Genomic DNA, 23,536 nt, shown 5'->3' on the forward strand with positions numbered 1-23,536 from the left:
CCATGGAAAGAGTCCTCGGCGACAAGCGCGCCATCCTGATCCTTCTCGGGCCGGCCCTCGTGGTCTACTCGCTCATCATGCTCGTCCCAATCGTCTGGTCACTCGGCTACACGGTCCTGGACGGCAACCCGATCGTCGGCTTCACCTTCAACGGCTTCGGCAACTTCATCAAGTTCTTCCAGGACCCCGCGGCCTGGAGCGTCATCTGGTTCACCGTCCGGTTCGCGATCGTGATGACCGTGCTCCAGGTCGGCGCCGGCTTCGGGCTCTCCCCGCTCTACGTCTTCTGGTTGAAGAGGTCGTCGTCGGCGATCCGCACCATCATCTTCTTTCCGATCGTGCTGCCGACCGTGGCCGTCGCGCTGCTGTTCCAGCGACTATTCGAGGCCGCCCCGACCACCGGGCCGGTCAACTCGTTCCTGGGCCTCTTCGGCATTGAATCGATCGACTGGTTCGGCACGCCGGATGCGTCGTTCTGGATCCTGCTGCTGATGGGCCTGTGGCAGTCGATGGGTTTCTACGGCGTCCTGCTCTACGCCGGCCTGCTCGACATCCCCGAGGAGATGCTCGAGTCCGCCCGCCTCGACGGTGCCGGCGGCTGGAAGCTCATCCGCACCATCGTGCTGCCGCTCTCGCTCCCGGTGCTGCTGTCGTCGCTGATCTTCAGCATCAACGGCACCCTCAAGGTCTTCGACAGCGTCGTCGCCCTGACCAACGGCGGCCCGGGCAACGCCACGACCCCGCTGACGGTCTACATGTTCCAGACCTCGTTCACCTACGGGCAATACGGCTACGGCAGCACGATCGCCCTGATGCTGACGATCCTCTGCCTGATCTTCACCATCTTCATCTTCCGGTCCACGCGCCGCGACGTCACGAAGGGCTGACCCATGACCACGCAGACCATTTCCGTCCCGAGCGCTGCGACGCGACGCCAGGGCCGCAGCACCGTGCCACGCAACCGGAGGACCACGCCCCGCCAATTCTTCTCCCGCCTGCCGATCCGGGTGTTCCTGGCGATCCTCCTGGTCATCGTGGTCTACCCGATGCTCTGGATGTTCCTCGGCTCCTTCAAGACGCAGAACGAGTTCCTCAATGAGCCGTTCTGGACGCTTCCGCAGTCCTGGTCGCTCGACAACTACGTCTCGGTCTTCGACAGTGGCTTCGGCACGTACATCCTCAACAGCATCATCGTGGTGTTCCCGTCCCTCGCGGTCATCCTGATCGTCGGCGTGGCGGCCGGGTTCGCGCTCGAGGTGATGGTGTGGAAGGGCCGCGGCACCGTCCTGCTGCTCTTCCTGGCCGGCATCATGGTGCCCACCCAGATGAGCATCCTGCCGCTGTTCACGATCTACTTCCGCACCGGCCTGACCGGCAGCTACTGGCCGATGATCCTCACCTACATCGCCACCGGGCTGCCGCTGACCGTCTTCATGATGGCGACCTTCTTCCGGTCGGTACCGCGCGAAATCTTCGAAGCGTCCACGCTGGATGGTGCACGCATCCTCCGCTCCTTCTGGGCGGTCGGGCTGCCGCTGGTGAAGAACGCGATTTTCACCGTCGGCCTGGTGCAGTTCTTCTTCCTCTGGAACGACCTGCTCATCGCGCTGACGTTCACCAACAGCGATGCCCTCCGCACCATCCAGGTCGGGCTGCTGAACTTCACCGGCCAGTACGGCGCCGTGCAATACGGGCCGACGTTCGCCGCGATCGCGGTCAACGTGCTGGGAACACTTTTCATCTACCTCTTCCTGAACCAACAGGTCATGAAGGGCCTCACCGCCGGATCGGTCAAGGGATAACGACACATGAGCACCACAACAGACATCACAACAGGCACCACGACCGCCATCAGCGAGATCTGGCTGGAGAACCGCCGGGGCGGGTCCACCCTCGGCATCGGCGAGAGCCGGCCACGCGTCTCCTGGACGACAGCGAGCCTTGAGCCGATCGAGTCGATCGACCTTGAGCTCACCCGCGCGGACGGCAGCACCCAGCAGCACACCGAAGCGGGCGCACCGAACCGCCTTCTCGACTGGCCGTTCGCCCCGCTGGCCTCCCGTGAAGCGGTGACCCTACGGCTCCGCCCGCGCAGTGACGCCGGCACGCCCGCCGCCTGGAGCGCACCGCTTCCGATCGAGGCCGGGCTGCTCGAACGCACCGACTGGGCGGTCCCGTTCGTCGCCCCGTCGACCGCGGAACCACAGGGAACCCTCCGGAAGGGGTACCTGCTCCGCGCGGAATGGGATGCCGCCGACCTCGGCATCACCCCCGGCGCGGTGCAGCGGGCGCGGATCTACTCCACGGCCCACGGCGTCTACGAACTCGCGCTCAACGGCCGGTGCGTCTCCGACGATCTCCTCTCCCCGGGCTGGACCAGCTACAGCCATCGCCTGCGTTACCAGACCTACGACGTGACGGATGCGATCCGCTCCGGCCGGAACGCCATCGGGGTCTGGCTGGCCGACGGCTGGTACCGGGGCCGGATCGGGTTCGAGGGTGGCCTCTGGGACCTCTACGGGCAGGATGCCTCCGTGCTGCTGCAGCTGGAGCTCACCCTCCTCGACGGTACCGTGGTGTCCGTGCCCCTGACGGACTCCTGGCGGTCGAGCGACTCGCCGATCACCGAGGTGGGCCTCTACGAGGGGGAGGCCTACGACGCCCGGCTGCTGCCCGCCGGGTGGAGCGAGGCCGGCTTCGACGCCACCGGGTGGACCGCGCCCACCCGGCTCGAGCTGGCCGCCTTCCCGGCCCAGCTTGAACCGCCGACCGGCCCAGCCGTGCGGGTGACCGAGGTCCTGACGCCGGTCAGCGTCGAGGCCGTCGCGGGCAACCGCATCCGGCTGGACTTCGGCCAGAACATCGCCGGCAAGCTCCGCATCCGGGTCGCCGGCGACGCGGGGCACGTGGTGACGTTGCACCACGCCGAGGTCCTCGAAGACGGCCTGCTCGGCGTCCGGCCGCTCCGCTCTGCGGTGTCCGTGGACCGGTACACCCTCGCCGGGGACGGCCTCGAAGAGTGGACCCCGCGGTTCACCCTGCACGGCTTCCGGTACGCGGAGGTCGAGAACTGGCCCGGCGGCATCGAGACCGTCGATGTGGAGGCCCTCGTCGTGCACACCGACATGGAGCGCACCGGCTGGTTCGACAGCTCGCACCCGGGCCTGAACCGCCTGCACGAGAACGTGGTGTGGAGCATGCGGGACAACTTCGTCGACCTGCCGACCGACTGCCCCCAGCGGGACGAACGGCTCGGCTGGACAGGCGACATCCAGGTCTTCGCGCCCACGGCGCTGCGCCTGTTCGGTGTGCACGGTACCCTCACCGGCTGGCTTCGCGACGTGGCCTACGAACAGGTCGACGAGGGGCACGTGCCCAATTTCGTGCCGTGGGTCGATTGTGGTTTTCCCAACTTCCCCACCGCCGCGTGGGGCGATGCCGCGGTCATCGTGCCGTGGGAGATGTACCGGCACGACGGTGACACCCGCATCCTCGCCGACCAGTACGCCAGCATGCGCGGCTGGGTGGACCTCGTCGACGATCTGACCGGCCACACCGGACTGTGGAACACGGGCTTCCAGCTCGGCGACTGGCTCGACCCGACCGCGCCGCCGGAGAGCCCGGGCGACTCCCGCACCGACAAATACCTCGTCGCCACGGCGTACCACGTGCGCACCGCCCGGCTCCTGGCCGAGACCGCGGCGATCCTGGGCAAGGATGCCGACGCTGCGCACTACCGCACGGTCGCCGAGCGCGCCACCGCGGCGTTCCAGGCCGAGTACATCGCGCCGAACGGGCGGGTGGTCAGCGACACCGTCACCGCCATCGCCGTCGCCATCGTGTTCGAACTGTTCGCCACCGAGACGCAGGTCGCTCGGGCGGGGGAGCGTTTGCTGCACCTCGTCAAATCGGCGGACTTCCACATCAGCACCGGTTTCGTGGGCACGCCCATCATCTGCGACGCGCTCGTGCGGGCCGGCGGGATCGACGCCGCCTACCACCTGCTCCTGCAGGACGAACTGCCGTCCTGGCTCTACCCCGTGAGTATGGGGGCGACCACCATCTGGGAGCGCTGGGACAGCATGCTTCCCGACGGGTCCGTGAATCCGGGGGACATGACCTCGTTCAACCACTACGCCCTGGGCGCGGTCGCCGACTTCATGCATCGCGTCGTGGCGGGGCTCGACTCCGCGGAACCGGGCTTCGCCCGCTTGCGGATCGCCCCGCAGCCCGGCGGCGGACTCACGCACGCGTCGGCCCGGCACCAGACCCCGTACGGCACGGCCTCCTCCCGGTGGCACCGGGACGGCGGCACCTTCACCCTCGAGGTCGTCGTGCCGCCCGGCTCCACCGCCACGGTGGTGCTGCCCGGCGGCGGCGACGTGCACGAGGTCGGCGCGGGCGCGCACTCGTTCACCACGACGTTCCGGGCCCCGGCCGACGACCCGGCCAAGCCGCCGTACAGCCGGTGGTAGAGATGTCGATGACAGCATCCGGAAAAGGACCAGCAATGCAGCACTCCATCCGCCCCGGCCAGCCGTGGCTGGACACCAACGGCGAACGGATCCACGCCCACGGTGGCTCGATCCTCGCCGTCGACGGCGTCTTCTACTGGTACGGGGAGAACAAGGAACGCACCCAGCCCGGCAACGGCGTCTGGCACTGGGGGATGCGCTGTTACTCCTCCACCGACCTGTACAACTGGGAGGACCGGGGGCTGATCATCCCGCCGGTGCCCGAGGACCCGGAGAACCCGCTACACCCCGCCCAGCTCGCCGACCGGCCGCACATCATCCACAACGCGCGCACCGGCAAGTACGTCTGCTGGGTCAAGGTGATGCAAAGCAACATTGAGCAGATGTCGAGCGTCTTCACCGCCGACGACATCCTCGGCCCGTACGAGCTCGTGCGTAGCGGCATCCGGCCGCTGGGCATGAACGCCGGCGACTTCGACCTCGTCGTCGACCCGTCCGACGGCAAGGCGTACTACTACTTCGAACGCGTGCACAGCGAGCTGATCTGCGCCGACCTGACCGACGACTACACGGATGTCACCGGCTACTATTCGACGCACTTCCCGCGCCGCCAACCCCCGTTCGTCCGGGAGGCGCCGGCCTACTTCCTCCGCAACCAGCGGCACTACCTCATCACCTCCGGCACCACCGGGTACTTCCCCAACCAGTCGGAGTCGGCCGTCGCCGACAGCTACCACGGTCCCTGGACGGTGATCGGCAACCCGCATCCCGCTGATGAGTCGAATACCTCCTACCGCTCGCAGCTGTCGTCGATCTTCAAGCACCCCACCAAGAAGGACCTCTACATCGCCCTCGGCGACCGCTGGATGGTGGACCCGCCGGCGGACCTGCCCGACATCCCCGCCCTGTTCGAGAAGATGTTCCGCCCCGGCACGGACCACAGCGAGTGGGGCGCGATCGACCTGCCCGACCCTGACACATCCATCGCCGACTATGTCTGGTTGCCGATCCGGTTCGACGGTGACGACGTGTTCATCGATTGGCATGACGAATGGCGCATCGAGGACCACGCCTGACCCACCCGCTTATTGAACTACGGCGCTTCTGAATCGCATCGTCGATGCGTGTTGTACTTCTCGAGCGCGCCTGAAGTACGGTGAATGACGTACCCCACCCGTCCGGAAAGGACCCGCCCCGTGAAGACCTTCACCATGCCCGGCACCGATATCGTCGCCCCGAACGTCCTGCTCGGCCTGATGCGGATCGCCGAGAAATCCGACGATGAGGTCCGGGAGCTGGTGCGCACCGCCCGCGACGCGGGCATCGACTTCGTCGACCACGCCGACGTCTATGGCAACGAACGGCACGGCTGCGAACGCCGCTTCGCCGAGGCGCTGCAACTGACCTCGTCCCAGCGGGACGAGATCACCATCCAGACCAAGACCGGGATTCGCGAGGGCTACTTCGACTTCTCCTACGAGCACATCCTGGCGTCCGTGGAGGGGTCCCTGACCGCGTTGCAGACGGACCGCATCGACATCCTGCTGCTGCACCGTGCCGACGCGCTCGTCGAGCCCGACGAAGTCGCCCGTGCGTTCGACGACCTGGAGGCCGCCGGCAAGGTGCGCGCCTTCGGCGTCTCCAACCACACGCCGCGCCAGATCGACCTGCTGCGCACGTCGGTGCGGCAGCCGATCGTGGCCAACCAGCTGCAGCTCTCGATCACCCACTCGCCGATCATCGCGCAGGGAATCGCGGCCAACATGGTCGCAGAGCCGCAGTCGATCACCCTCGACGGCGGCGGGATCGTGGATTACTGCCGGCTGCACGACATCACCATCCAGGCCTGGTCGCCGTTCCAGGCCGGCTTCTTCACCGGGGTGTTCCTCGGCTCGCCGGAGCACCCCGAACTCAACGCCGTTCTCGACCGGCTCGCCGCCGCCTACGACGTGCCCACCATCGCCATTGCCACGGCCTGGATCACCCGGCACCCGGCGCAGATGCAGGTGGTGCTGGGCACCACCAGCCCCGAGCGGGTCGCCGCGGCCGCGCTGGGCTCGGATCTGGTGCTCACCCGGCCGGAATGGTACGAGCTGTTCCGCGCCGCCGGGCACATCGTTCCCTAGCCCTGGTGGCGCTACAACCGGATCTCACCGGAGACAAGCTGCCGGGCGACCATGCTCAGCGGTGTCTGACGGGCGCGGGCATGCCCGCGGATACAGGCGAAGGCCTCATCCATGGAGAGCTTTTCGGTCTCCGCGACGACCCCCGTGGCCTGCTCGATGATGATGCGCGTGGAGAGCGCCTGCTGCAGTTGGTCGCGGATCGTCGAGGCGTCCCGGATGGTGCGCTCCTGCAGGATCCCGATCGTCGCCACATCCGCCAGGGCCTGCGCGGCCCGGACGTCGAACGGGTCGATCTCGCCGCGCTCGTTGCGCATCAGGTCCAGGGTGCCGATGGTGCTCCGGCGCAGGCGCAACGGGATAGCGTACACGGAGTGGATGCCCCGGGTCCTGGCAGTGGAGGTGAAGTCGGGCCAGCGCTCGGAGTCCACGCCGATGTCGGGCACGGACACCACGGCGCGGGCGCGGAAGGACTCCAGGCAGGGCCCCGCGTCCGCGTCCAGCTGCATGATCTCCACCAGGGCGTTCGCCTCGCTGGTGGAGGCGACGACCTCCAGGTCGCCGTCCGGATTCGCCAGCAGGATCCCGGCGGAGTCGACGTCGAGCAGGTCGTGACAGTACTCCACGAGCGACTGCAGGAGTTCCAGCACGTCGTAACCGGCCACGAGAGTGTCCGCCAAAGTGGTGAAGGCGTCGAAGAGTGCTTCGGTGCGCGTCGTCTCGATCACGGCGTCTCCTCGCCGGTCTCCCTGAGGGTGCCGAACCGGATGCGGCGTTCAATGATGTCTTCCGCGACGTCCCGCATCGGGCGATTGTCGGCGAACGCCCTGGCCTGGATGATCAGGTACGCGTCGTCCGCCTTGGTCCCGAGCTGGGCGAGAACCATGCCCGTCGCCTGATGGATCAGCCGGCGCGAGAATGTCGTCGTCTCGCCGGGTTCGCCGCCGCTGACGGCGTGCCGCAGCAGGATCCGGCTGACGATCGCGGACAGGGCCATGGACTGCTTCTGTTGCAGGTCGGTGAGTTGCATGGGAGTGCTGGAGTACAGGTCCACGGCACCGATCTCCAACGGCCCGAACATGAGCGGGAACGCGAAGATCGCCGCGATGTTCTCCTCGCGGATCCCGTCCGAGAAGGCCGGCCAGGTTTCGCTGGACGCGAAGTCGGGCTCGAGCACGGGCGCCCTGGTGATCAGGGCGTCCCAGCACGGGCCCTCACCGAGGTCCAACTGCAGTTCGTCCACCCGCCCGGCCCGAGCATCCGTGGCGGAGATCGTCTCGGCACCCAGGAGCGAGCCGAAGGTCGAAATCGAGGCGCCGCTGACCGGAAGGAACCGCACGAACGGGCGAGCCAACTCGTCGATTCTCCCGCCGGCCTCGGAGAGGACATCGGATGCTGTTTGGAAGGGGTCGGCCGTCATCGCTCCACCTCATCTCGTTCCTTTTTTCGCCAGAGTACTCGTCGAAAAGAGACGATCCAAGAACTTGACAATCAGAGAATGGTGTTTGTTCGCGGCGTCATCCGCGCCGACGGGCCCGACGTCAGTGCGCGGCGGCGCCCGGCTGGTTGCGCCCCCGGAGGCGCGAGATCCCGAGCACGACTCCGACGATGATCAGGCCCAGAACGAGACCGATCACGGCGGACATCGCCGTGTCGGCGACCCAGACGACGACGGGCCCGGCCGCTTCGACCGCGTGCGTCACGGTGTGCAGCAGCTCGTACGGGCCGTGCCAGAACGTCTCGGCCAGGTTCGCGATGACCAGGTGGCCGCCCACCCACAGCATGGCGACCGTGCCGATGATGCCGATCAGCCGGAACACGGCGGGCATCGACCGCACGATCCGGGCGCCGGTGCGCCGGATGCGCCGCGCCGGGTTCTTCATCAGGGCCAGTCCCATATCGTCGATCTTGACCAGCAGCGCGACCGCGCCGTAGACCAGCGCGGTCATGCCGAGGCCGATGACGACCAGGGCGCCGAGCGTCATCCAGATGCCGAAGTCGGGATCGAGGCTCGCCAGCGCGATCAGCATGATCTCGGTGCTGAGGATGAGGTCGGTGCGGATGGCGCCGAAGATGAGCCTCCCCTCGTCCCTGGCCTCGGTCTCGTCGGCGGCGTGGTGCACGCCGAACCATTCGGTGACCTTCTCCGCACCCTCGAAGCACAGGTAGGTGCCGCCGAGGATCAGCAGGAAGGGCAACACCCAGGGCGCGAATGCGGACAGGAGCAAGGCGAGCGGGATGATGATGATGAACTTGTTGAACATGCTGCCCAGCGCGATCCGCCAGACCACGTAGAGTTCGCGCGCCGGGGAGAGCCCCTGGACGTACTGCGGGGTGACGGCCGCGTCGTCGATGACAACGCCGGCGGTCTTAGCGCTCGCCTTGAGGGCAGCGGTAAGAATGTCATCGACTACGGCGAGCAAGCCGACCGACATCTGGTTCTCCTCGGATCAGGGGCCGTCGGCCAGGGGCAGGGCGACGGCAATGGTGTTCCAGAATACCGTGCGGCAGCAGCCGCCGGGATCGTTCCCGAGCTTGACCAGCCTCCCATCCAATGGAATACAGGATCGTCGCGGCAACGACTGTGACGCATCGTTGACGTGGGATTACGTCCGAACGCGTGACGTTTCCGAGATGTCGTCCATCGAGGACAGCGTCGTCCCGCTCAGGAGGACCACATGATTCACGTCGCACAGCGATGCCGGGTGCTCGTCGACAACGACTGGGCAGGCGATCCCGACGGTCTCGTTGCCCTGGCGCACCACGCCCTGGTGCCGACGAACCGGATCGTCGCGGTCACGAGTTCACTGACCAGCCCGATGTTCGGTGATCCGACGGGGGAAGCCGAGCGAGGTGCGGCCCTCGCAGCAGAGCTGTTGCACTCGCTCGGGCACGCCTCTGTACCGATTGCGGCCGGCCCCGACACCCGTTTCGGAGGTCGGGGCCGTGCATCCCGTGCCGCCGGCGCCATAGTGGATGTTGCGCGGTCGGAAGATGAACTTCCGCTGTTCGTCGTCTGCGCGGGCCCCCTCACCAACATCGCAGATGCCCTCTCCCTCGATGCTGGTATCGCCGAGCGGTTCACCCCGGTGTGGGTCGGCGGCTCGTTGTCTGGGGAGTGGGAATATAACGAGCAGACCGATAGCGAGGCCGCGCGTTTCGTCCTGGCCCACCCTGGCCTGCACATCCGGCAGGTCCCGGTCGAGACCTATCGCCGGTTGGCGATCTCCATCGCGGAGCTGCGTCTATCGCTGCGCAGGTCGGGAACCGTCGGGCGCTGGCTGTGGAATGTATTCGAGGTGCTGGATCTGCCGGACAGCGTTCAACTCGGCCCGATGTGGTGCCTCGGCGACAGCGCCCCGCTCGTGGCGACAGCGATTGATGATCCCGGCGCATCGCTCACACCGATCGACGGTGAACCCACCAGGACCGTCTACAGCAACCTCGACACGAGGCTTGTGCTCGGTGACTTCTTCGCACTGCTCGCTGGAGTGGACGGCTCTGCCAAGCCCTGACGCGTCCGGGCAGCCGATACTCGGTCGGCCTACTGGTCGGCGTGCGCCTCGAGGAACTCGTACACCTCGGTGTCGTCGACCCCGGGGAAGGTGCCGCTGGGCAACGGGGAGAGCACGTGCGCGTGCAGCCGGGCGCTCGGCCAGGCCTTGTCATTCCAGCGGGCTGCGACCGCGCCGGACGGCCGACGGCAGCAGGATTCGTCGGGGCAGCGGGACACCGCCCGCTGGGTGGTCTCCCGGCCGCGGAACCACTTGGCCTCCGCGAACGGAGCGCCGACACTGATCGAGAACTCGCCATCCGCTGTGCTGCCGGTCTGGGTGGCGCACCAGAAGGTACCTGCCGGGGTATCGGTGTACTGGTAGAACTCGGTGGTGCGGTTGGTGTGGGTGAACGCGCTGCGGGCGCTCCACTGCTTGCAGACCAGCTGGCCCTCGATCGACCCGGTCACGTCGGCCGGCAGCGGCAGGCCGTCGTTCTCGTAGCCCTTCTGCAGGGCGCCGTCGCCGGAGACGCGCAGGAAGTGCACGGTCATGTCCAGGTGCTCCGTGGCGAGGTTGGTCAGTCGCAGCGCCGCCGCCTCGTGGGTGACCCCGAACGCGTCGCGCAGGTCTTCCACCGACAGCACCCGTTCCCGCTTGGCGGTCTGCAGGAACGTCCGGGTCGCCTCCAGCGGCATCAGGCAGCAGGCCGCGAAGTAGTTGATCTCCAACCGCTGCCAGAGGAACTCGGCGTAACTGCCGGGCCGTTCGTGCCCGAGCAGCCGGTGCCCCATCGCCTGCAGCGCCATCGACCGCAATCCGTGCCCGCCGGGGATCGACGCCGGCGGCAGGTAGATGCGGTGGTTGGCCAAATCGGTCACGGACCGGGTGGAGTGCGGCAGGTCGTTCACGTAGATCAGGGTGAAGCCGAGCTGCTCGGCCATCACGCTCACCTCGCGGTGGGTGAGCGCGCCCGACACGTGGCCGGATGCCCGCACCCGCTCCTCGGCGAGCTTCTCGATGTCGGGCACGTAGTTGCCGCGCTCGCGCATCCGCTCGCGCAACTCGGTGTTGGCCCGGCGGGCCTCCTCGGGTGTGGCGATGGCCTCGCTGGCACGGCGGGCGAGCTCCCGGTGCAAACCGACGAGGGACTCGATCGCGGGCAGCGGGGTGCCCTTGGTGACCTTCACCTGGGGCAGGCCGAGCGCCCCGTAGAGCGGGTTCTTCTGCGCCCGGGCCAGCTCGATCTCCAGGGCTGCGCGGGTGTTGGGCGCTTCGCCGCTGAGCAGCTCGGCCAGCGGCACCCCCAGGGCCTGCGCCAGCTGCTGCAGGGTGGAGAGCTTCGGCTCGCGCCGGCCGTTCTCGATCAGCGAGAGCTGGCTGGCCGCCAGGCCCACCCGCTCGCCCAGCTGGTCGAGAGTGAGCGCACGCTCGCTGCGAAAATGACGGATGCGATGACCGAGGGTGACCAGGTCTGAGGCCGGCGTTGGCATTCCTTAAGCATACGTAAAGAACAGTGATTCTTAACGGCCATTTTTTGGGATAGGGCGCGGATCCGGGGCGCATTCTTAATGCACAGGGCGAAATTAGCGCTCCTGGAGCCACATCTCAGCCCGCGGTCCGCCGCCGGGAGTATTTTCGCCAGTGCAGACCGCATCCCGAGGAAGGCCAGACAATGACCGTCACCCACCCCGTTCGCCGCGCCACCCGCTCCACCGGCGCCCACGCCGCCGCCACGACGGTCCCCACCGGGTACGGTGCGCCCACCGGGTCCACCGACCCCGCCCTCCAGGCCTGGGTCGACGAGATCGCCCGCCTCACCAAGCCCGACGCCGTGGTGTGGTGCACCGGCACCGCCCAGGAGGCCGACCGGCTGGCCAAGCAGCTCGTCACCGAGGGCAAACTGATCCGGCTCAACCCGGAATGGCGGCCGGGCAGCTACCTTGCCCGCACCAGCCCGTCCGACGTGGCCCGGGTCGAAGACCGTACCTTCATCTGCTCCACCTCCCGCGATGACGCCGGCCCCACCAACAACTGGGCCGAGCCCGCACAGATGCGCGGCGAGCTCGACGAGGTCTTCGCCGGCAGCATGCGCGGCCGCACGCTCTACGTGGTGCCGTTCTCGATGGGCCCGCTCGGCGGCCCGATTTCCCAGCTCGGCGTCGAGCTCACCGACTCGCCCTACGTCGTGCTGAACATGGGCATCATGACCCGGATGGGAACCGCCGTCCTCAAGCTGATCGAGGCCGGCACCCCGTGGGTGCGCACCGTGCACAGCGTGGGCTTCCCGCTCGTCGACGGACAGGGCGTCCGCCGGCCGGATGTCACCTGGCCCAGCAACGACACCAAGTACATCGTGCAGTTCCCCGAGGACCGCGAGGTCTGGTCGTTCGGCTCCGGCTACGGCGGCAACGCCCTGCTGTCCAAGAAGTCGTTCGCGCTGCGGATCGCCTCGGTGATGGCCCGGGACGAGGGCTGGCTGGCCGAGCACATGCTGCTGATCAAGGTCACCTCGCCGGAGGGCGGCACGTACCACGTGGCGGCCGCGTTCCCCTCGGCCTGCGGCAAGACCAACCTGTCGATGCTGCAGCCCACCATCCCCGGCTGGAGCGTGGAGACCATCGGCGACGACATCGCCTGGCTCCGGCCCGGCGACGACGGCCGGCTGTGGGCGATCAACCCCGAGGCAGGGTTCTTCGGCGTCGCCCCCGGCACCGGCGAGACCACCAACCCCACCGCCGTGCAGACGGTGTGGGGCAACACCATCTTCACCAACGTCGCCCTGCGCGACGACGGCGACGTCTGGTGGGAGGGCCTGACCGACACCCCGCCGGCGCACCTCACCGATTGGGAGGGCAATTCCTGGACCCCCGACAGCGGCCGGCCCGCCGCGCACCCCAACTCCCGGTTCACCGTGCCGGCGGCGCAGTGCCCGTCGATCGCCGCCAGCTGGGAAGACGTCGGCGGGGTGCCGATCGACGCCATCCTGTTCGGCGGCCGCCGTGCCACCAATGTGCCGCTGGTGGCCGAGGCCCGCAGCTGGAAGCACGGCGTGTTCATGGGCGCCACCATCTCCTCGGAGAAGACCGCCGCCGCCGAGGGCACCGTGGGGGAGCTGCGCCGGGACCCGTTCGCGATGCTGCCGTTCTGCGGCTACAACATGGCGGACTACTGGGCGCACTGGCTCCGCGTCGGCAAGGACCTGGGCACCAAGGCGCCCGCGATCTTCCAGGTCAACTGGTTCCGCAAGGGCGAGGACGGCAGCTTCCTCTGGCCCGGCTTCGGCGAGAATTCCCGCGTGCTCGAGTGGATCATCCGCCGGGTCGAAGGGTCGGCTGCCGCCGTCGACACCCCGATCGGGCGGATGCCGGTGGCGGGCGGCCTCAACGTGGCCGGCCTCGACGTGGGCGAGGACGCCCTCGAGCAACTGTTCCGCATCGACCCGGCCTCCTGGCTGGCCGAGTGCGACCTCACCGAGGAGCTCTTCGCCCGATTCGGCACCCGGGTGCCGCCGGCCCTCCGCGCCGAGCTCGCCAGCCTGCGCTACCACCTCGCCGACTAGCGCTGTCCGCCCGCGTAGCGGCGCCGCACCCGCGCATCCCGTCGCGCGGGTCGTGCGCCGTTACGCGGGTGGCGCGCCACCCGCGAAGTGGCGCGGCACCCGCGCAGCGCGCGCACGCTCCCTCGGCGGAGGCGCCCCGCCCGCGAAGCGGCGCGGCAGTCGACACGACGGAATAGGATTCAGTCATCCCGAGGCGAGCGATGAGGTGAATCCGTGGTTCCAGCAGGCGAACCGGGAGCGCGGCGCGGCACCAATCTGCCGCGGATGGGCGATTTCAACACCGCCGTGGTCCTCGACGCTATTCGACGCTCGGCCAGCGGGCTCAGCCGGGTGGAATTGGGGCACACCACCGGCCTGTCGGCGCAGACCATCTCGAACATCTGCCGCCGATTGCTCGACCGGGACATGGTGGTCGAGGCAGGCAAGGCGGGCATCGGGCCCGGCAAGCCGCGCACACTCTTGAAGCTCAATCCCGGCGGGGTCTTCACCGTGGGAGTGCACCTCGACCCGGCGGTCATGACCTTCGCCGTTCTCGATCTGACCGGTGCCGTTGTGCACCGCTCGTGCCGCGCGACACCGGCGGTCAGCGACCCGGATCTGCTCATCAGCCACATCTCCGAGGAGATCGAGGAACTGATCCTCGGGTCGGGGGTGGACCGAGCGAAGATCGCCGGGCTCGGCGTCGCGACGCCGGGACCGATCGATTTCGACCGGGGGACCGTGATCGATCCGCCGCACCTTCTCGGTTGGCACCTGGTTCCGCTGCGGGATGCCCTGGCCCGGGCGACGGGTCTGACGGTGTTCGTGGACAAGGACGTCACCGCGGCCGCGGTGGCGGAGATGTGGGTCGGCGGCCCAAGCGGCGTCGGTAGCTTCGTCTTCTTCTACCTCGGCACCGGAATCGGGGCCGGTCTTGTGCTTCGAGACGAGGTCGTTCGCGGGCGCTCGCACAACTCCGGTGAGATCGGCCACGTCATCGTCGACCCCTCCGGTCCGCTCTGCGGCTGCGGGTCCCGAGGGTGCATCGCCGTGACCTGCACCCCGCAGAGCATGGTTCTGGAGGCGGAGCGCGCCGGGGTCCTGCCCGGATCGAGCATCCACCCCCACGCCCACGAGACCGACGAACGGTTTTCGGCGCTGTGCACCCTGGCCGGGGACGGCTCCGCGGCGGCGGCGGCCATCCTGGACCGCTCCGCCGGCCGGGTCGCGAAGGCGGTGTCGGTGATCACGAACCTGCTCGACGTCGACCGGGTGGTGTTCGGCGGACCGTATTGGACCCGGCTGAGCGCACTGTACCTGCGCCGGATCCCCGGCCTCCTCGACGATTTCACCGTGGCCAGGAGCATCCACCGCATCGACGTGGTCGGCACGGGCGTCGGCGAGGACGTCGGCGCCATCGGGGCCGCCTGCCTGGTGCTCGACCACGCGCTCGCCCCCCGAGCCGCGCGTCTGATGCTCGGCTAGTTCCAGGCCGGTAACGGTACCCGCCGGCCCTTGTCGAATATATCCATTCGATTTAGTATTTCGGTATGCCGCCTGCCGGTAACTGCGCCGGTCAGCGTTTTGGGGGGCACGAGCTGGAGCAAAGGAGCACCATGCATCGCAACGCTAAATTAACCCTGTCCGTTGTGGCGGCAACCTCGATGGTCGCCCTTTCCGGCTGTACAGCTGCCGGGGACGACGGCGGAGGCGACAGTCAATCCCTGAAGATCGTGTACCAGAAGACCGATTCCTTCACGGCCCTGGACACCCTGTTCACCAAGATCAAGCCGGAGTTCGAGAAGGCCAATCCGGGCGTCACCGTCGACCTCGAGCCGATCCAGGCCAACGACGACGACTACTCCACCAAGCTCGCCCTCTCGCAGAAGTCGGAGGAGACGGCACCGGATGTCTTCTACGAGGACACCTTCTGGCTGCGCTCCGACATCGATGCGGGCTACCTGCTGAACATCGACGACCAGCTCGCCGAGTGGGATGACTGGTCCCAGTTCAACGAAGGGGCCAAGGCCGCCGGGATGGGCGATGACGGCAGCGTCTACGCCGTCCCGCTCGGCACGGACACCCGGGCCATCTGGTACAGCAAGCCGGTCTTCGCCGCCGCGGGCATCGAGCTGCCCTGGCAGCCGACGACCTGGGACGATGTCCTGACCGCAGCGCGCGCCATCCAGGACACCCAGCCCGACGTGGTGCCGTTCAACATGTACGCGGGCAAGGGCACCGGGGAGGGCACAGTGATGCAGAGCTTCTACGAACTGCTCTACGGCACCGGCGACACCCTCTACAACGAGGACGACCAGAAATGGGTGGTCGGTTCCCAGGGGTTCAAGGACTCGCTCGAGTTCTTGGAAACCCTCTACGCGGAGAAACTCGCCCTCGACCCCTCCGAGGCGCTGGATCCCAATGTGTGGAAGAAAGTCTTCGGCGAGCTGTTCCCTCAGGCGAAGCTCGGCGGCACTGTCGAAGGGTCATACACCCCGTCGTTCTGGCAGACCGGGGGCGCCTACGAATGGCCGGCGTACACCGAGGACATGGCCGTCGCCGCGTTCCCGACCCAGAATGGTGAGGAGCCCGGGGGCGTGAGCATGTCGGGCGGCTGGACCCTGGCCGTGGGCGCGAAGACCGCGAACGCCGACCTCGCGTTCGACTTCCTCGCCTTGGCCGTGAGCCAGGAGAACGCCCTCTGGTACGCCATCAACAACTCCCAGATCGCGGTCCGTACGGATGTCGCCAGCGAGGACACCTACCTTGCCGCAAACCCGTTCGTGGCCGACGTGACGAAGTTGGTGGATGTGACCCACTACCGGCCGGCGACGAGCGACTACTCCAAGATCTCCGCTGAAGTGCAGGCGGCCACCGAGGCCGTCATCACGGGGCAGATGAGCGTGGAAGAGGCGGCGGCCGCCTACGATACCGCCGTGGAGGGCATCGTCGGGGCCGACACGGTCACCTCGAAGTAATCGATGTCAGCCGACACTGTTTCCCGCCCGCCTCGAGATACCGTGACCGGGCCGGGGCCTTCGGGCCCCGGCGCCCGGGGACGGCCCAGGGGCCGCACCCTGCGACGGATGCTTCCCCTGGCGCCGGCCGTGATGCTGCTGGCGATCTTCCTGCTCGGCCCCGTCATTTGGTCGTTTTACGGTTCCTTCACCGACGCTGCCCTCAGCGGCAGCAGCGCCCAGGACCCCCAGTGGGTCGGCCTGGACAACTACCTCACCCTGTTCAAGGACCCGGTCTTCCCGCTCTCGCTGTGGCTGACCTTCGTGTTCGTGGTGGCCTCCGCGATCATCGGGCAGAACGTCCTGGGCCTGGGAATCGCCCTGCTGATGAACCGGGCCAGCACGGTGGTCAGCGCGGTGGTCGGCACCGCCGTCGTCGCGGCGTGGGTGCTGCCCGAGATCGTGGCCGCGTTCGTCGCCTACGCCTACTTCAGCAAGGACGGCACCTTGAACCAGGTGCTGGCCGCGGCGGGGATGACCGGACCCAACTGGCTGTACAGCTTCCCGATGCTCTCGATCATCCTGGCCAACGCCTGGCGGGGCACCGCGTTCTCGATGATGGTCTACCGGGCGGCCCTGAACGATGTGCCGGTGGAGGTGACGGAGGCGGCCATGATCGACGGCGCCGACGGAATCAAACGCCTCACCTGGATCACCATTCCGATGATCAAGAACAGCATCGCCACCAACCTGATGCTGATCACCCTGCAGACCCTCTCGGTGTTCACCCTGATCTGGGTGATGACCGCGGGTGGGCCCGGCAACGAGAGCACCACCCTGCCGATCATGGCGTTTCAGGAGGCGTTCAAGTTCGGGGACATCGGCTACGGCACCGCCATCGCGACGGTGATGCTGCTCATCGGGGCGGCGTTCTCCCTCGTCTACATTCGGGCGCTCCGCCCAGAGAAGGTCTGAGCCGATGACCGCCACCACCTCCACACGCACCTCGGTCGCGTCGCCGCGGGAGGCAACCGCCGCGATCCTGGCCAACGTCGTGCTCGTCGTCATCGCGCTGTGCTTCCTGCTGCCGTTGGCCTGGCTGATTCTGGCCTCCCTCGACGTGAAGGCCACCTACCAAACCCAGATACCCGACCAGCTGTCCCTGGCCAACTTCGCGGCCGTCTTCAATCCAGAACTGACGTTCCGGCCGCTCTGGAACAGCCTGTTGCTCTCCGGCGGCGCCGCGGTGGTCACGGTGCTGGCCTCCGTGCTGGCCGCCTACCCGCTGTCCCGATACGCCATGCGGTTCAACAAGCCGTTCATGTACGGCGTCCTGTTCGGCACGTGCCTGCCCATCACCGCGATCATGGTGCCGGTGTACAGCCTCTTCGTGCGGCTGAACCTGCTGGATTCGATCCCGGCGACGATCTTCTTTCTGGCCGCGACATCGCTGCCGATGGCGATCTGGATGACCAAGAACTTCATGGATTCGGTGCCGGTGAGTCTGGAGGAGGCCGCCTGGGTGGATGGGGCGTCGGCGATGAACGCGCTGCGGCGAATCGTGGTCCCGCTGATGCGGCCCGGGCTCAGTGTGGTGTTCATCTTCGTGTTCATCCAGGCGTGGGGCAACTTCTTCGTGCCGTTCGTGTTGCTGCTCTCCCCGAGCAAACAACCCGCCGCGGTGAGTATCTACAGCTTCTTCGGACAGTACGGGGCCATCGCCTACGGACAGCTCGCGGCGTTCTCCGTGCTGTATTCCGTGCCGGTGATCCTGCTCTACGTCCTGGTTTCCCGCGGCATGGGCGGGTCCTTCACCATGTCAGGCGCGATCAAGGGTTAGAAAGCGGTCCAGGAATGCATGATGACAGCGCACTCGTCGAGCTGCGGATCAGCCGGTTCGTCCGCGAACGGCTGCGCCCCGCGATCAACCGGGCCACGATGCCGTTGACCCTCGAATCCTGGGATGCGCCGGGGGAGCCGGTCCCCTTCGCGGACGCGGTGGGCCAGGATTTCACCCCCTTCGGCACGGGCCGGCGCTGGGGCCGCCCGTGGGGCACCACCTGGGTGCACGTCACCGGGACGGTGCCGGCGGACTGGGTCGTTGACGACGACGTTCGGCTCGAGCTGGTGGTCGACCTCGGCTTCAGTTCGGCGACGCCGGGCTTCCAGGCGGAGGGGCTGGTCTTCGCCCCGGACGGGGTGATCCTCAAGGCCATCTCGCCCCGTAACCGGTCCGTGCCGCTGTCCGATGAGCCCGGCCAGCCGGTCGACCTCTATCTCGAGGCCGCGGCCAACCCCGACGTCACCTCCGGATTCACCTTCGTCGCCACTGACAAGGGCGACCTGGCCACCGCCGGGGACAAGAACCTGTACACGCTCCGGCGGGTCGACCTCGCGCTGCGGGACGAGACGGTGTGGCAGCTGCTGGCGGACTTCTGGACCCTCACCGGCCTGATGCGGGAGCTGCCCGCCGGCAGCATTCGGCGGGCGGACATCCTGCGCGCCCTTGAGCGCTGCATCGACACCGTGGACCCCGACGATGTGGCCGGCACGGCCGCCCGGGGCCGGGCCGCCCTCGCGGACGTGCTCGACCGGCCCGCCAACGCCAGCGCCCACCGCCTGCACGCCGTCGGGCACGCGCACATCGACAGCGCCTGGCTCTGGCCGGTGCGGGAGACCGTGCGGAAGGTCGCCCGCACCTTCTCGAACGTGCTGGCCCTCATCGACGCGAACCCGGACTTCGCCTTCGCCGCGTCATCCGCCCAGCAATACGCCTGGCTGAAGGAGTTCTACCCGGAATTGTTCGCTCGGGTGAAGGTGCAAATCGCGGCCGGTTCGTTCGTACCGGTCGGCGGGATGTGGGTGGAGTCGGACACCAATATGCCCGGCGGTGAGGCGCTGGTGCGGCAGTTCGTGGCCGGCAAACGGTTCTTTCTGACCGAGTTCGGCATCGAACCGCTCGAGGTGTGGCTGCCGGACTCGTTCGGCTACTCCGCGGCGCTACCGCAGATCGTCGCCCTGGCGGGGTCCAAGTGGTTCCTCACCCAGAAGACCTCCTGGAACGAGACCAACCTGATGCCGCACCACACCTTCCGCTGGGAGGGCATCGACGGCACCCGGATCTTCACGCACTTCCCGCCCGTCGACACCTACAACGCCGAACTGTCGGGGGAGGAGCTGGCCCGCGCGGAGCGGCAGTACGCGGAGAAGGGCGCGGCGAACACCTCGCTGGTGCCGTTCGGCTTCGGCGACGGCGGCGGCGGCCCCACCGAGGAGATGATCGCCGCCGCCCGCCGCACCGCGTCGCTCGAGGGCTCACCGACGGTGGAGCTCTCCACCCCGCGGCGGTTCTTCGAAACCGCGGAGGCCGAATATCCTGACCCGCCGGTCTGGTCCGGGGAGCTGTACCTCGAGTTCCACCGGGGCACCTACACCTCGCAGGCCCGCACCAAGCGGGGCAACCGGCGCAGCGAACACCTGCTGCGGGAGGCGGAGCTCTGGGCCGCAACGGCCGCGGTGCGCACCGGCGCCGAGTACCCCTACGACCTGCTCGAGCGCACCTGGCACACGGTGCTGCTGCAGCAGTTCCACGACATCCTGCCCGGCTCGTCCATCGCCTGGGTGCACCAGGAAGCCGAGCGTAACTACGCCGCCGTGGCCGACACCCTCACCGACCTGATCGAGTCCACGGTGCGGGGACTATGCTCCGCCGGCGACGCCACCGTGCTGCTGAACGCGGGACCGTTCGCCCTGGCCGGGGTGGCGGGGCTGGCCGGTGCGGATGCGGCGCCCCCGAACCCGGCGGCGCCGGCCGGAACCGTCACGGTGACGCACACCCCCTCGGGGATCGTGCTCGACAACGGGCTCGTGGCCGTGACCATCGACGCGAACGGGCTGTTCAGTTCGGTGTGGGACGTGGCCGCGCACCGGGAACTGGTGCCGCTGGGCTCACCGGGCAACCTGCTGCAACTGCACCGGGACACCCCCACCCAGTGGGACGCCTGGGACATCGACGAGCACTACAAACGCAACACCGTCGACCTGGCCGCCGCAGAGTCGGTGGAAGTGGTCCTGGACACCGCCGACCGGGCCGTGGTGCGGGTCGCCCGCGCGTTCGGGTCCTCCCGGGTGGTCGAGAACATCACCCTCCGGGCCGGCTCGCCCGCGATCGACCTGCACTTCGACCTGGACTGGCACGAACGGCAGAAGCTGCTCAAGCTAGCGTTCCCGCTCGACCTGAACGCCGACCGGGCCGCCTCCGAGATCCAGTTCGGGCACGTCTACCGGTCCACCCACACCAACACCTCCTGGGACGCCGCCCGGTTCGAAACGGTGGCGCACCGGTGGGTGCACGTGGGTGAACCCGGCTACGGGGTGGCGGTGGCCAACGACTCCACCTACGGCTACGACATCGGCCGCTCGCCCGATGGCGCCGGCCGGTCCGCAACGACGGTGCGTCTGTCCCTGCTCCGTGCGGCGGTGTTCCCCGACCCGGCCGCCGACCAGGGCCGGCATGAACTGCGGGTGTCGTTGCGGCTGGGGTCGGGCATCCCCGAGGCCGTGGCCGAGGGGTATCGGCTGAACCTGCCGGTGCGTACAGTGACCGGCGTGGCCGACCCCGTAGTCGAACCGTTGCTGCGGGTGGACAACCCGGCCGTGGTGATCGAGGCGGTCAAGCTCGCCGAGGACCGGAGCGGTGACCTGATCGTGCGGCTCTACGAGGCGCACGGCAACCGGTCGACGGCCCGGCTCATCCGGCATTTCGAAGCGACGGATGTGGTCGAAACCGACCTGCTGGAAAGAACGCTGGCCGAACCCCGGGTGGAACTGGCCGCCGGGGCGCCCCTGCCGGTGGAGCCGCACGCGCTCACCCTGACCCTGCGCCCCTTCGAGATCGTCACGTTGCGATTCATCCGCCCCTGAAACCTTGCGAGAGCGGTGGTGTGGTTCCGGGGCGGAGGTGACCACAACCCCGCTCTCGTGGAAGGAACGGCGCGGGTTAGACCAGCAGCTGGTGCTTGGCCAGGTCGCGGTACAGCGGCGTGGAAACGACCAGTTCGGAATGGGTTCCGGTGCCGACGACCTCACCGTGGTCGAGCACCACGATCTGGTCGGAATCCACCACGGTCGACAGGCGGTGCGCGATCACGATCAGGGTGCGGTCCATCGCCACGGCGTCGATCGCCTCGCGCATCAGCTGCTCGTTCATGCCGTCCAGGCTGGAGGTGGACTCGTCCAGCAGCAGGATCGGCGGGGCCGCGAGCAGCGCCCGGGCGATCGCCAGCCGCTGGCGCTCGCCGCCGGAGAGCTTGACGCCGTCCTCGCCGACCGCCGCGCCGAGGCCGGCCGGGTCGCGGTCGAGCACCTCGCCGAGGTTCACCGCGTGCAGCACGACCACGCACTGCTCGTCCGTGGCGTCGGGGCTGGCCAGGGTGAGGTTGTCGCGCAGTGAGCCGGCCAACACCGGGGCGTCCTGCTCCACGTAGCCAATCTGGCCGCGGAGTTCCTCGCGGTCCAGGCTCCGGATGTCGAGGCCGCCGAGGCGCACCACGCCGGAGTCGGCGTCGTAGAACCGCTCGATCAGCGCGAGGATGGTGCTCTTTCCGGCCCCGGACGGACCGACCAGTGCGGTGCGCAGGCCTCGCGGGGCGCTGAACGACACCCCGCGCAACACGGGGGTCTGCGCGGCCGGCGTGGTGGCGGCGGGGGCGTTCAGCTGCTCGCCGGTGGAAGCATCCGTCGTGGCCAGCGCCGTCGGGGCGTAGGAGAAGCGCACGTCTTCGAACGCGATCGCGGGTGCCTGCGGGTTGACCTTGGCGTTCGCGGCGCCCACCACCATCGCCAGCGGGGCGATCTCCCGGTCGAACTGGTCCTCACTGGGCAGGTCGATGATCTCCTGGATACGGCCGAGCGCGCCGAGCGCCGAGTTGATCGAGGTGATCGCGCCGAAGAACTGGCCCAGCGGCATGATCATCATGAACAGGAACAGGATGAACGCCACCAGGTCGGCGACGGTGATGCTGCCGGCGGCGACGCGGAAACCGCCGACGCCGAGCACCACGAGCAACGACACCTGCAGGGCGATGCCGGCGATGGGCACGACCAGGGCGGAGACCTTGGCGACCTTGATGCCCATCTGCCAGGCGCCCTCGGCGTCCTTCTCCACCACGGCGATCTCCCGCGCTGTTGCGTTCGCGGCGCGCACCGTGCGCACGGCGCTGATGGCCCGCTCCACACTGGCGGCCAGGTCGCCGACCTTGGTCTGGGCGGCCAGGCTGGCGGTGCGGATGCGCTGGGAGAGCAGCACCACGGTGACCACCGAGACGGCGATCACCAGCACGGTCAGGCCCAGCAGCACCGGGTCGATGATGAGCATCGCGATGATGGCGCCCACGAAGGTGAGCGAACCGCCGATGGCCTCCACGCCGCCCTGGGTGAGTACGGCGCGCAGCAGGGTGGTGTCCGAACTCACCCGGGAGACCAGGTCGCCGGTGCGGCGGGCGTCGAACTGGCTGATCGGCAGGTTCAGCATCCGCCCGATGAGGCGCTTGCGGCTGGAGAGCACCACGCCCTCGCCGGTGCGCTGCAACAGGTAGTGCTGGTAGCCGCTGATCAGGGCGGAGATCACCACCAGCGCCACGAGCGCGGTGACGATGTTGTCGAGCGGGTCGCCGGCCTCGACGAGGGTGATCACCTGGCTGACCAGCAACGGCTGGGCCAGGCTGGCGGCGGCGCCGAGCACGCTGAGCACGATGACCACGCTGAGCACGGCCTTGTGCTCGGTCAGGTATGGCAGCAGCTGTTTGAAGGAGGCCCGCGGACCCTCGACGGACGCGCTCCGGCGCCCCAGCCGGGAACGGGGCTTGGGGGCGGGGGTGTCGCTCGACGCGGAGGGAGGGGTGTTGGACCCGGAGGTAGTCGTACTCACTCCCCGAGTTTAACCGCC

17 protein-coding genes are annotated in these 23,536 nt (G+C 68.3%); 12 read left to right on the forward strand and 5 right to left on the reverse strand.

The features are described 5' to 3' along the window. Window positions 1-2 precede the first annotated feature (2 nt). From JWP54_RS04435 to JWP54_RS04455, 5 genes are all read left to right on the forward strand, one after another. Complete coding sequence (locus tag JWP54_RS04435; RefSeq protein ID WP_297367825.1) at window positions 3-887, forward strand: carbohydrate ABC transporter permease; 885 nt, start codon at window positions 3-5, stop codon at window positions 885-887. Window positions 888-890: 3 nt separating this feature from the next. Beyond that, complete coding sequence (locus JWP54_RS04440; RefSeq protein WP_297367828.1) at window positions 891-1,802, forward strand: carbohydrate ABC transporter permease; 912 nt, start codon at window positions 891-893, stop codon at window positions 1,800-1,802. Window positions 1,803-1,808: 6 nt separating this feature from the next. Then, complete coding sequence (locus JWP54_RS04445; protein WP_297367830.1) at window positions 1,809-4,475, forward strand: family 78 glycoside hydrolase catalytic domain; 2,667 nt, start codon at window positions 1,809-1,811, stop codon at window positions 4,473-4,475. Between the two features lie 35 nt (window positions 4,476-4,510). After that, on the forward strand, window positions 4,511-5,551 hold the full coding sequence (locus JWP54_RS04450) for a family 43 glycosylhydrolase (RefSeq protein WP_297367833.1): 1,041 nt from the start codon (window positions 4,511-4,513) through the stop codon (window positions 5,549-5,551). A gap of 120 nt (window positions 5,552-5,671) precedes the next feature. Then, the gene (locus tag JWP54_RS04455) at window positions 5,672-6,601 is read left to right on the forward strand and encodes an aldo/keto reductase family oxidoreductase (RefSeq protein ID WP_297367835.1); all 930 of its coding nucleotides are present in this window, start codon (window positions 5,672-5,674) and stop codon (window positions 6,599-6,601) included. Window positions 6,602-6,612: 11 nt separating this feature from the next. Here the strand turns inward: JWP54_RS04455 and JWP54_RS04460 are convergent, their stop codons facing one another. From JWP54_RS04460 to JWP54_RS04470, 3 genes are all read right to left on the reverse strand, one after another. After that, window positions 6,613-7,326, reverse strand: a complete 714-nt coding sequence (locus JWP54_RS04460) for a GAF and ANTAR domain-containing protein (protein WP_297367838.1) — start codon at window positions 7,324-7,326, stop codon at window positions 6,613-6,615. Beyond that, the gene (locus JWP54_RS04465; RefSeq protein WP_297367841.1) at window positions 7,323-8,018 is read right to left on the reverse strand and encodes a GAF and ANTAR domain-containing protein; all 696 of its coding nucleotides are present in this window, start codon (window positions 8,016-8,018) and stop codon (window positions 7,323-7,325) included. The genes JWP54_RS04460 and JWP54_RS04465 overlap by 4 nt, the downstream gene beginning before the upstream one ends. 121 nt (window positions 8,019-8,139) lie before the next feature. Further along, window positions 8,140-9,033: a DUF808 domain-containing protein gene (locus JWP54_RS04470; RefSeq protein ID WP_297367844.1), complete on the reverse strand. Its 894-nt coding sequence runs from the start codon at window positions 9,031-9,033 to the stop codon at window positions 8,140-8,142. A gap of 270 nt (window positions 9,034-9,303) precedes the next feature. On the opposite strand from JWP54_RS04470, the gene JWP54_RS04475 reads away from it, so the two are divergent. After that, window positions 9,304-10,113 (forward strand): nucleoside hydrolase, encoded by an 810-nt coding sequence (locus JWP54_RS04475; RefSeq protein ID WP_297367847.1) that lies wholly within the window; start codon window positions 9,304-9,306, stop codon window positions 10,111-10,113. A 29-nt stretch (window positions 10,114-10,142) separates the two neighbouring features. Here the strand turns inward: JWP54_RS04475 and JWP54_RS04480 are convergent, their stop codons facing one another. After that, on the reverse strand, window positions 10,143-11,585 hold the full coding sequence (locus JWP54_RS04480) for a helix-turn-helix domain-containing protein (RefSeq protein ID WP_297367850.1): 1,443 nt from the start codon (window positions 11,583-11,585) through the stop codon (window positions 10,143-10,145). Between the two features lie 182 nt (window positions 11,586-11,767). On the opposite strand from JWP54_RS04480, the gene JWP54_RS04485 reads away from it, so the two are divergent. From JWP54_RS04485 to JWP54_RS04510, 6 genes are all read left to right on the forward strand, one after another. Beyond that, the gene (locus tag JWP54_RS04485) at window positions 11,768-13,654 is read left to right on the forward strand and encodes a phosphoenolpyruvate carboxykinase (GTP) (protein ID WP_297367854.1); all 1,887 of its coding nucleotides are present in this window, start codon (window positions 11,768-11,770) and stop codon (window positions 13,652-13,654) included. 264 nt (window positions 13,655-13,918) lie between these two features. Beyond that, window positions 13,919-15,118: an ROK family protein gene (locus JWP54_RS04490; RefSeq protein ID WP_297367857.1), complete on the forward strand. Its 1,200-nt coding sequence runs from the start codon at window positions 13,919-13,921 to the stop codon at window positions 15,116-15,118. 131 nt (window positions 15,119-15,249) lie between these two features. Further along, window positions 15,250-16,611 carry an extracellular solute-binding protein gene (locus JWP54_RS04495; protein ID WP_297367860.1) on the forward strand — a complete coding sequence of 454 codons (1,362 nt, stop codon included), beginning with the start codon at window positions 15,250-15,252 and terminating at the stop codon, window positions 16,609-16,611. 108 nt (window positions 16,612-16,719) lie between these two features. After that, window positions 16,720-17,565, forward strand: a complete 846-nt coding sequence (locus JWP54_RS04500) for a carbohydrate ABC transporter permease (RefSeq protein ID WP_297367863.1) — start codon at window positions 16,720-16,722, stop codon at window positions 17,563-17,565. A gap of 4 nt (window positions 17,566-17,569) precedes the next feature. Further along, window positions 17,570-18,430, forward strand: coding sequence for a carbohydrate ABC transporter permease (locus tag JWP54_RS04505; RefSeq protein ID WP_297367884.1), 861 nt, complete (start codon window positions 17,570-17,572; stop codon window positions 18,428-18,430). 14 nt (window positions 18,431-18,444) lie between these two features. After that, window positions 18,445-21,513, forward strand: a complete 3,069-nt coding sequence (locus JWP54_RS04510) for a glycoside hydrolase family 38 C-terminal domain-containing protein (protein WP_297367887.1) — start codon at window positions 18,445-18,447, stop codon at window positions 21,511-21,513. Window positions 21,514-21,589: 76 nt separating this feature from the next. Here the strand turns inward: JWP54_RS04510 and JWP54_RS04515 are convergent, their stop codons facing one another. Continuing rightward, window positions 21,590-23,440, reverse strand: a complete 1,851-nt coding sequence (locus JWP54_RS04515) for an ABC transporter ATP-binding protein (RefSeq protein ID WP_297367932.1) — start codon at window positions 23,438-23,440, stop codon at window positions 21,590-21,592. Between the last annotated feature and the right edge of the window lie 96 nt (window positions 23,441-23,536).

It is taken from the genome of Cryobacterium sp., assembly GCF_025463825.1.
Taxonomy (GTDB): domain Bacteria; phylum Actinomycetota; class Actinomycetes; order Actinomycetales; family Microbacteriaceae; genus Cryobacterium.

Coding starts and splice junctions, on each gene's coding strand:
- JWP54_RS04435 (WP_297367825.1), top strand. CDS start 3: ATGGAAAGAGTCCTCGGCGACAAGCGCGCCATCCTGATCCTTCTCGGG.
- JWP54_RS04440 (WP_297367828.1), top strand. CDS start 891: ATGACCACGCAGACCATTTCCGTCCCGAGCGCTGCGACGCGACGCCAG.
- JWP54_RS04445 (WP_297367830.1), top strand. CDS start 1,809: ATGAGCACCACAACAGACATCACAACAGGCACCACGACCGCCATCAGC.
- JWP54_RS04450 (WP_297367833.1), top strand. CDS start 4,511: ATGCAGCACTCCATCCGCCCCGGCCAGCCGTGGCTGGACACCAACGGC.
- JWP54_RS04465 (WP_297367841.1), bottom strand. CDS start 8,018: ATGACGGCCGACCCCTTCCAAACAGCATCCGATGTCCTCTCCGAGGCC.
- JWP54_RS04470 (WP_297367844.1), bottom strand. CDS start 9,033: ATGTCGGTCGGCTTGCTCGCCGTAGTCGATGACATTCTTACCGCTGCC.
- JWP54_RS04480 (WP_297367850.1), bottom strand. CDS start 11,585: ATGCCAACGCCGGCCTCAGACCTGGTCACCCTCGGTCATCGCATCCGT.
- JWP54_RS04485 (WP_297367854.1), top strand. CDS start 11,768: ATGACCGTCACCCACCCCGTTCGCCGCGCCACCCGCTCCACCGGCGCC.
- JWP54_RS04490 (WP_297367857.1), top strand. CDS start 13,919: ATGGGCGATTTCAACACCGCCGTGGTCCTCGACGCTATTCGACGCTCG.
- JWP54_RS04495 (WP_297367860.1), top strand. CDS start 15,250: ATGCATCGCAACGCTAAATTAACCCTGTCCGTTGTGGCGGCAACCTCG.
- JWP54_RS04500 (WP_297367863.1), top strand. CDS start 16,720: ATGCTTCCCCTGGCGCCGGCCGTGATGCTGCTGGCGATCTTCCTGCTC.
- JWP54_RS04505 (WP_297367884.1), top strand. CDS start 17,570: ATGACCGCCACCACCTCCACACGCACCTCGGTCGCGTCGCCGCGGGAG.
- JWP54_RS04510 (WP_297367887.1), top strand. CDS start 18,445: ATGCATGATGACAGCGCACTCGTCGAGCTGCGGATCAGCCGGTTCGTC.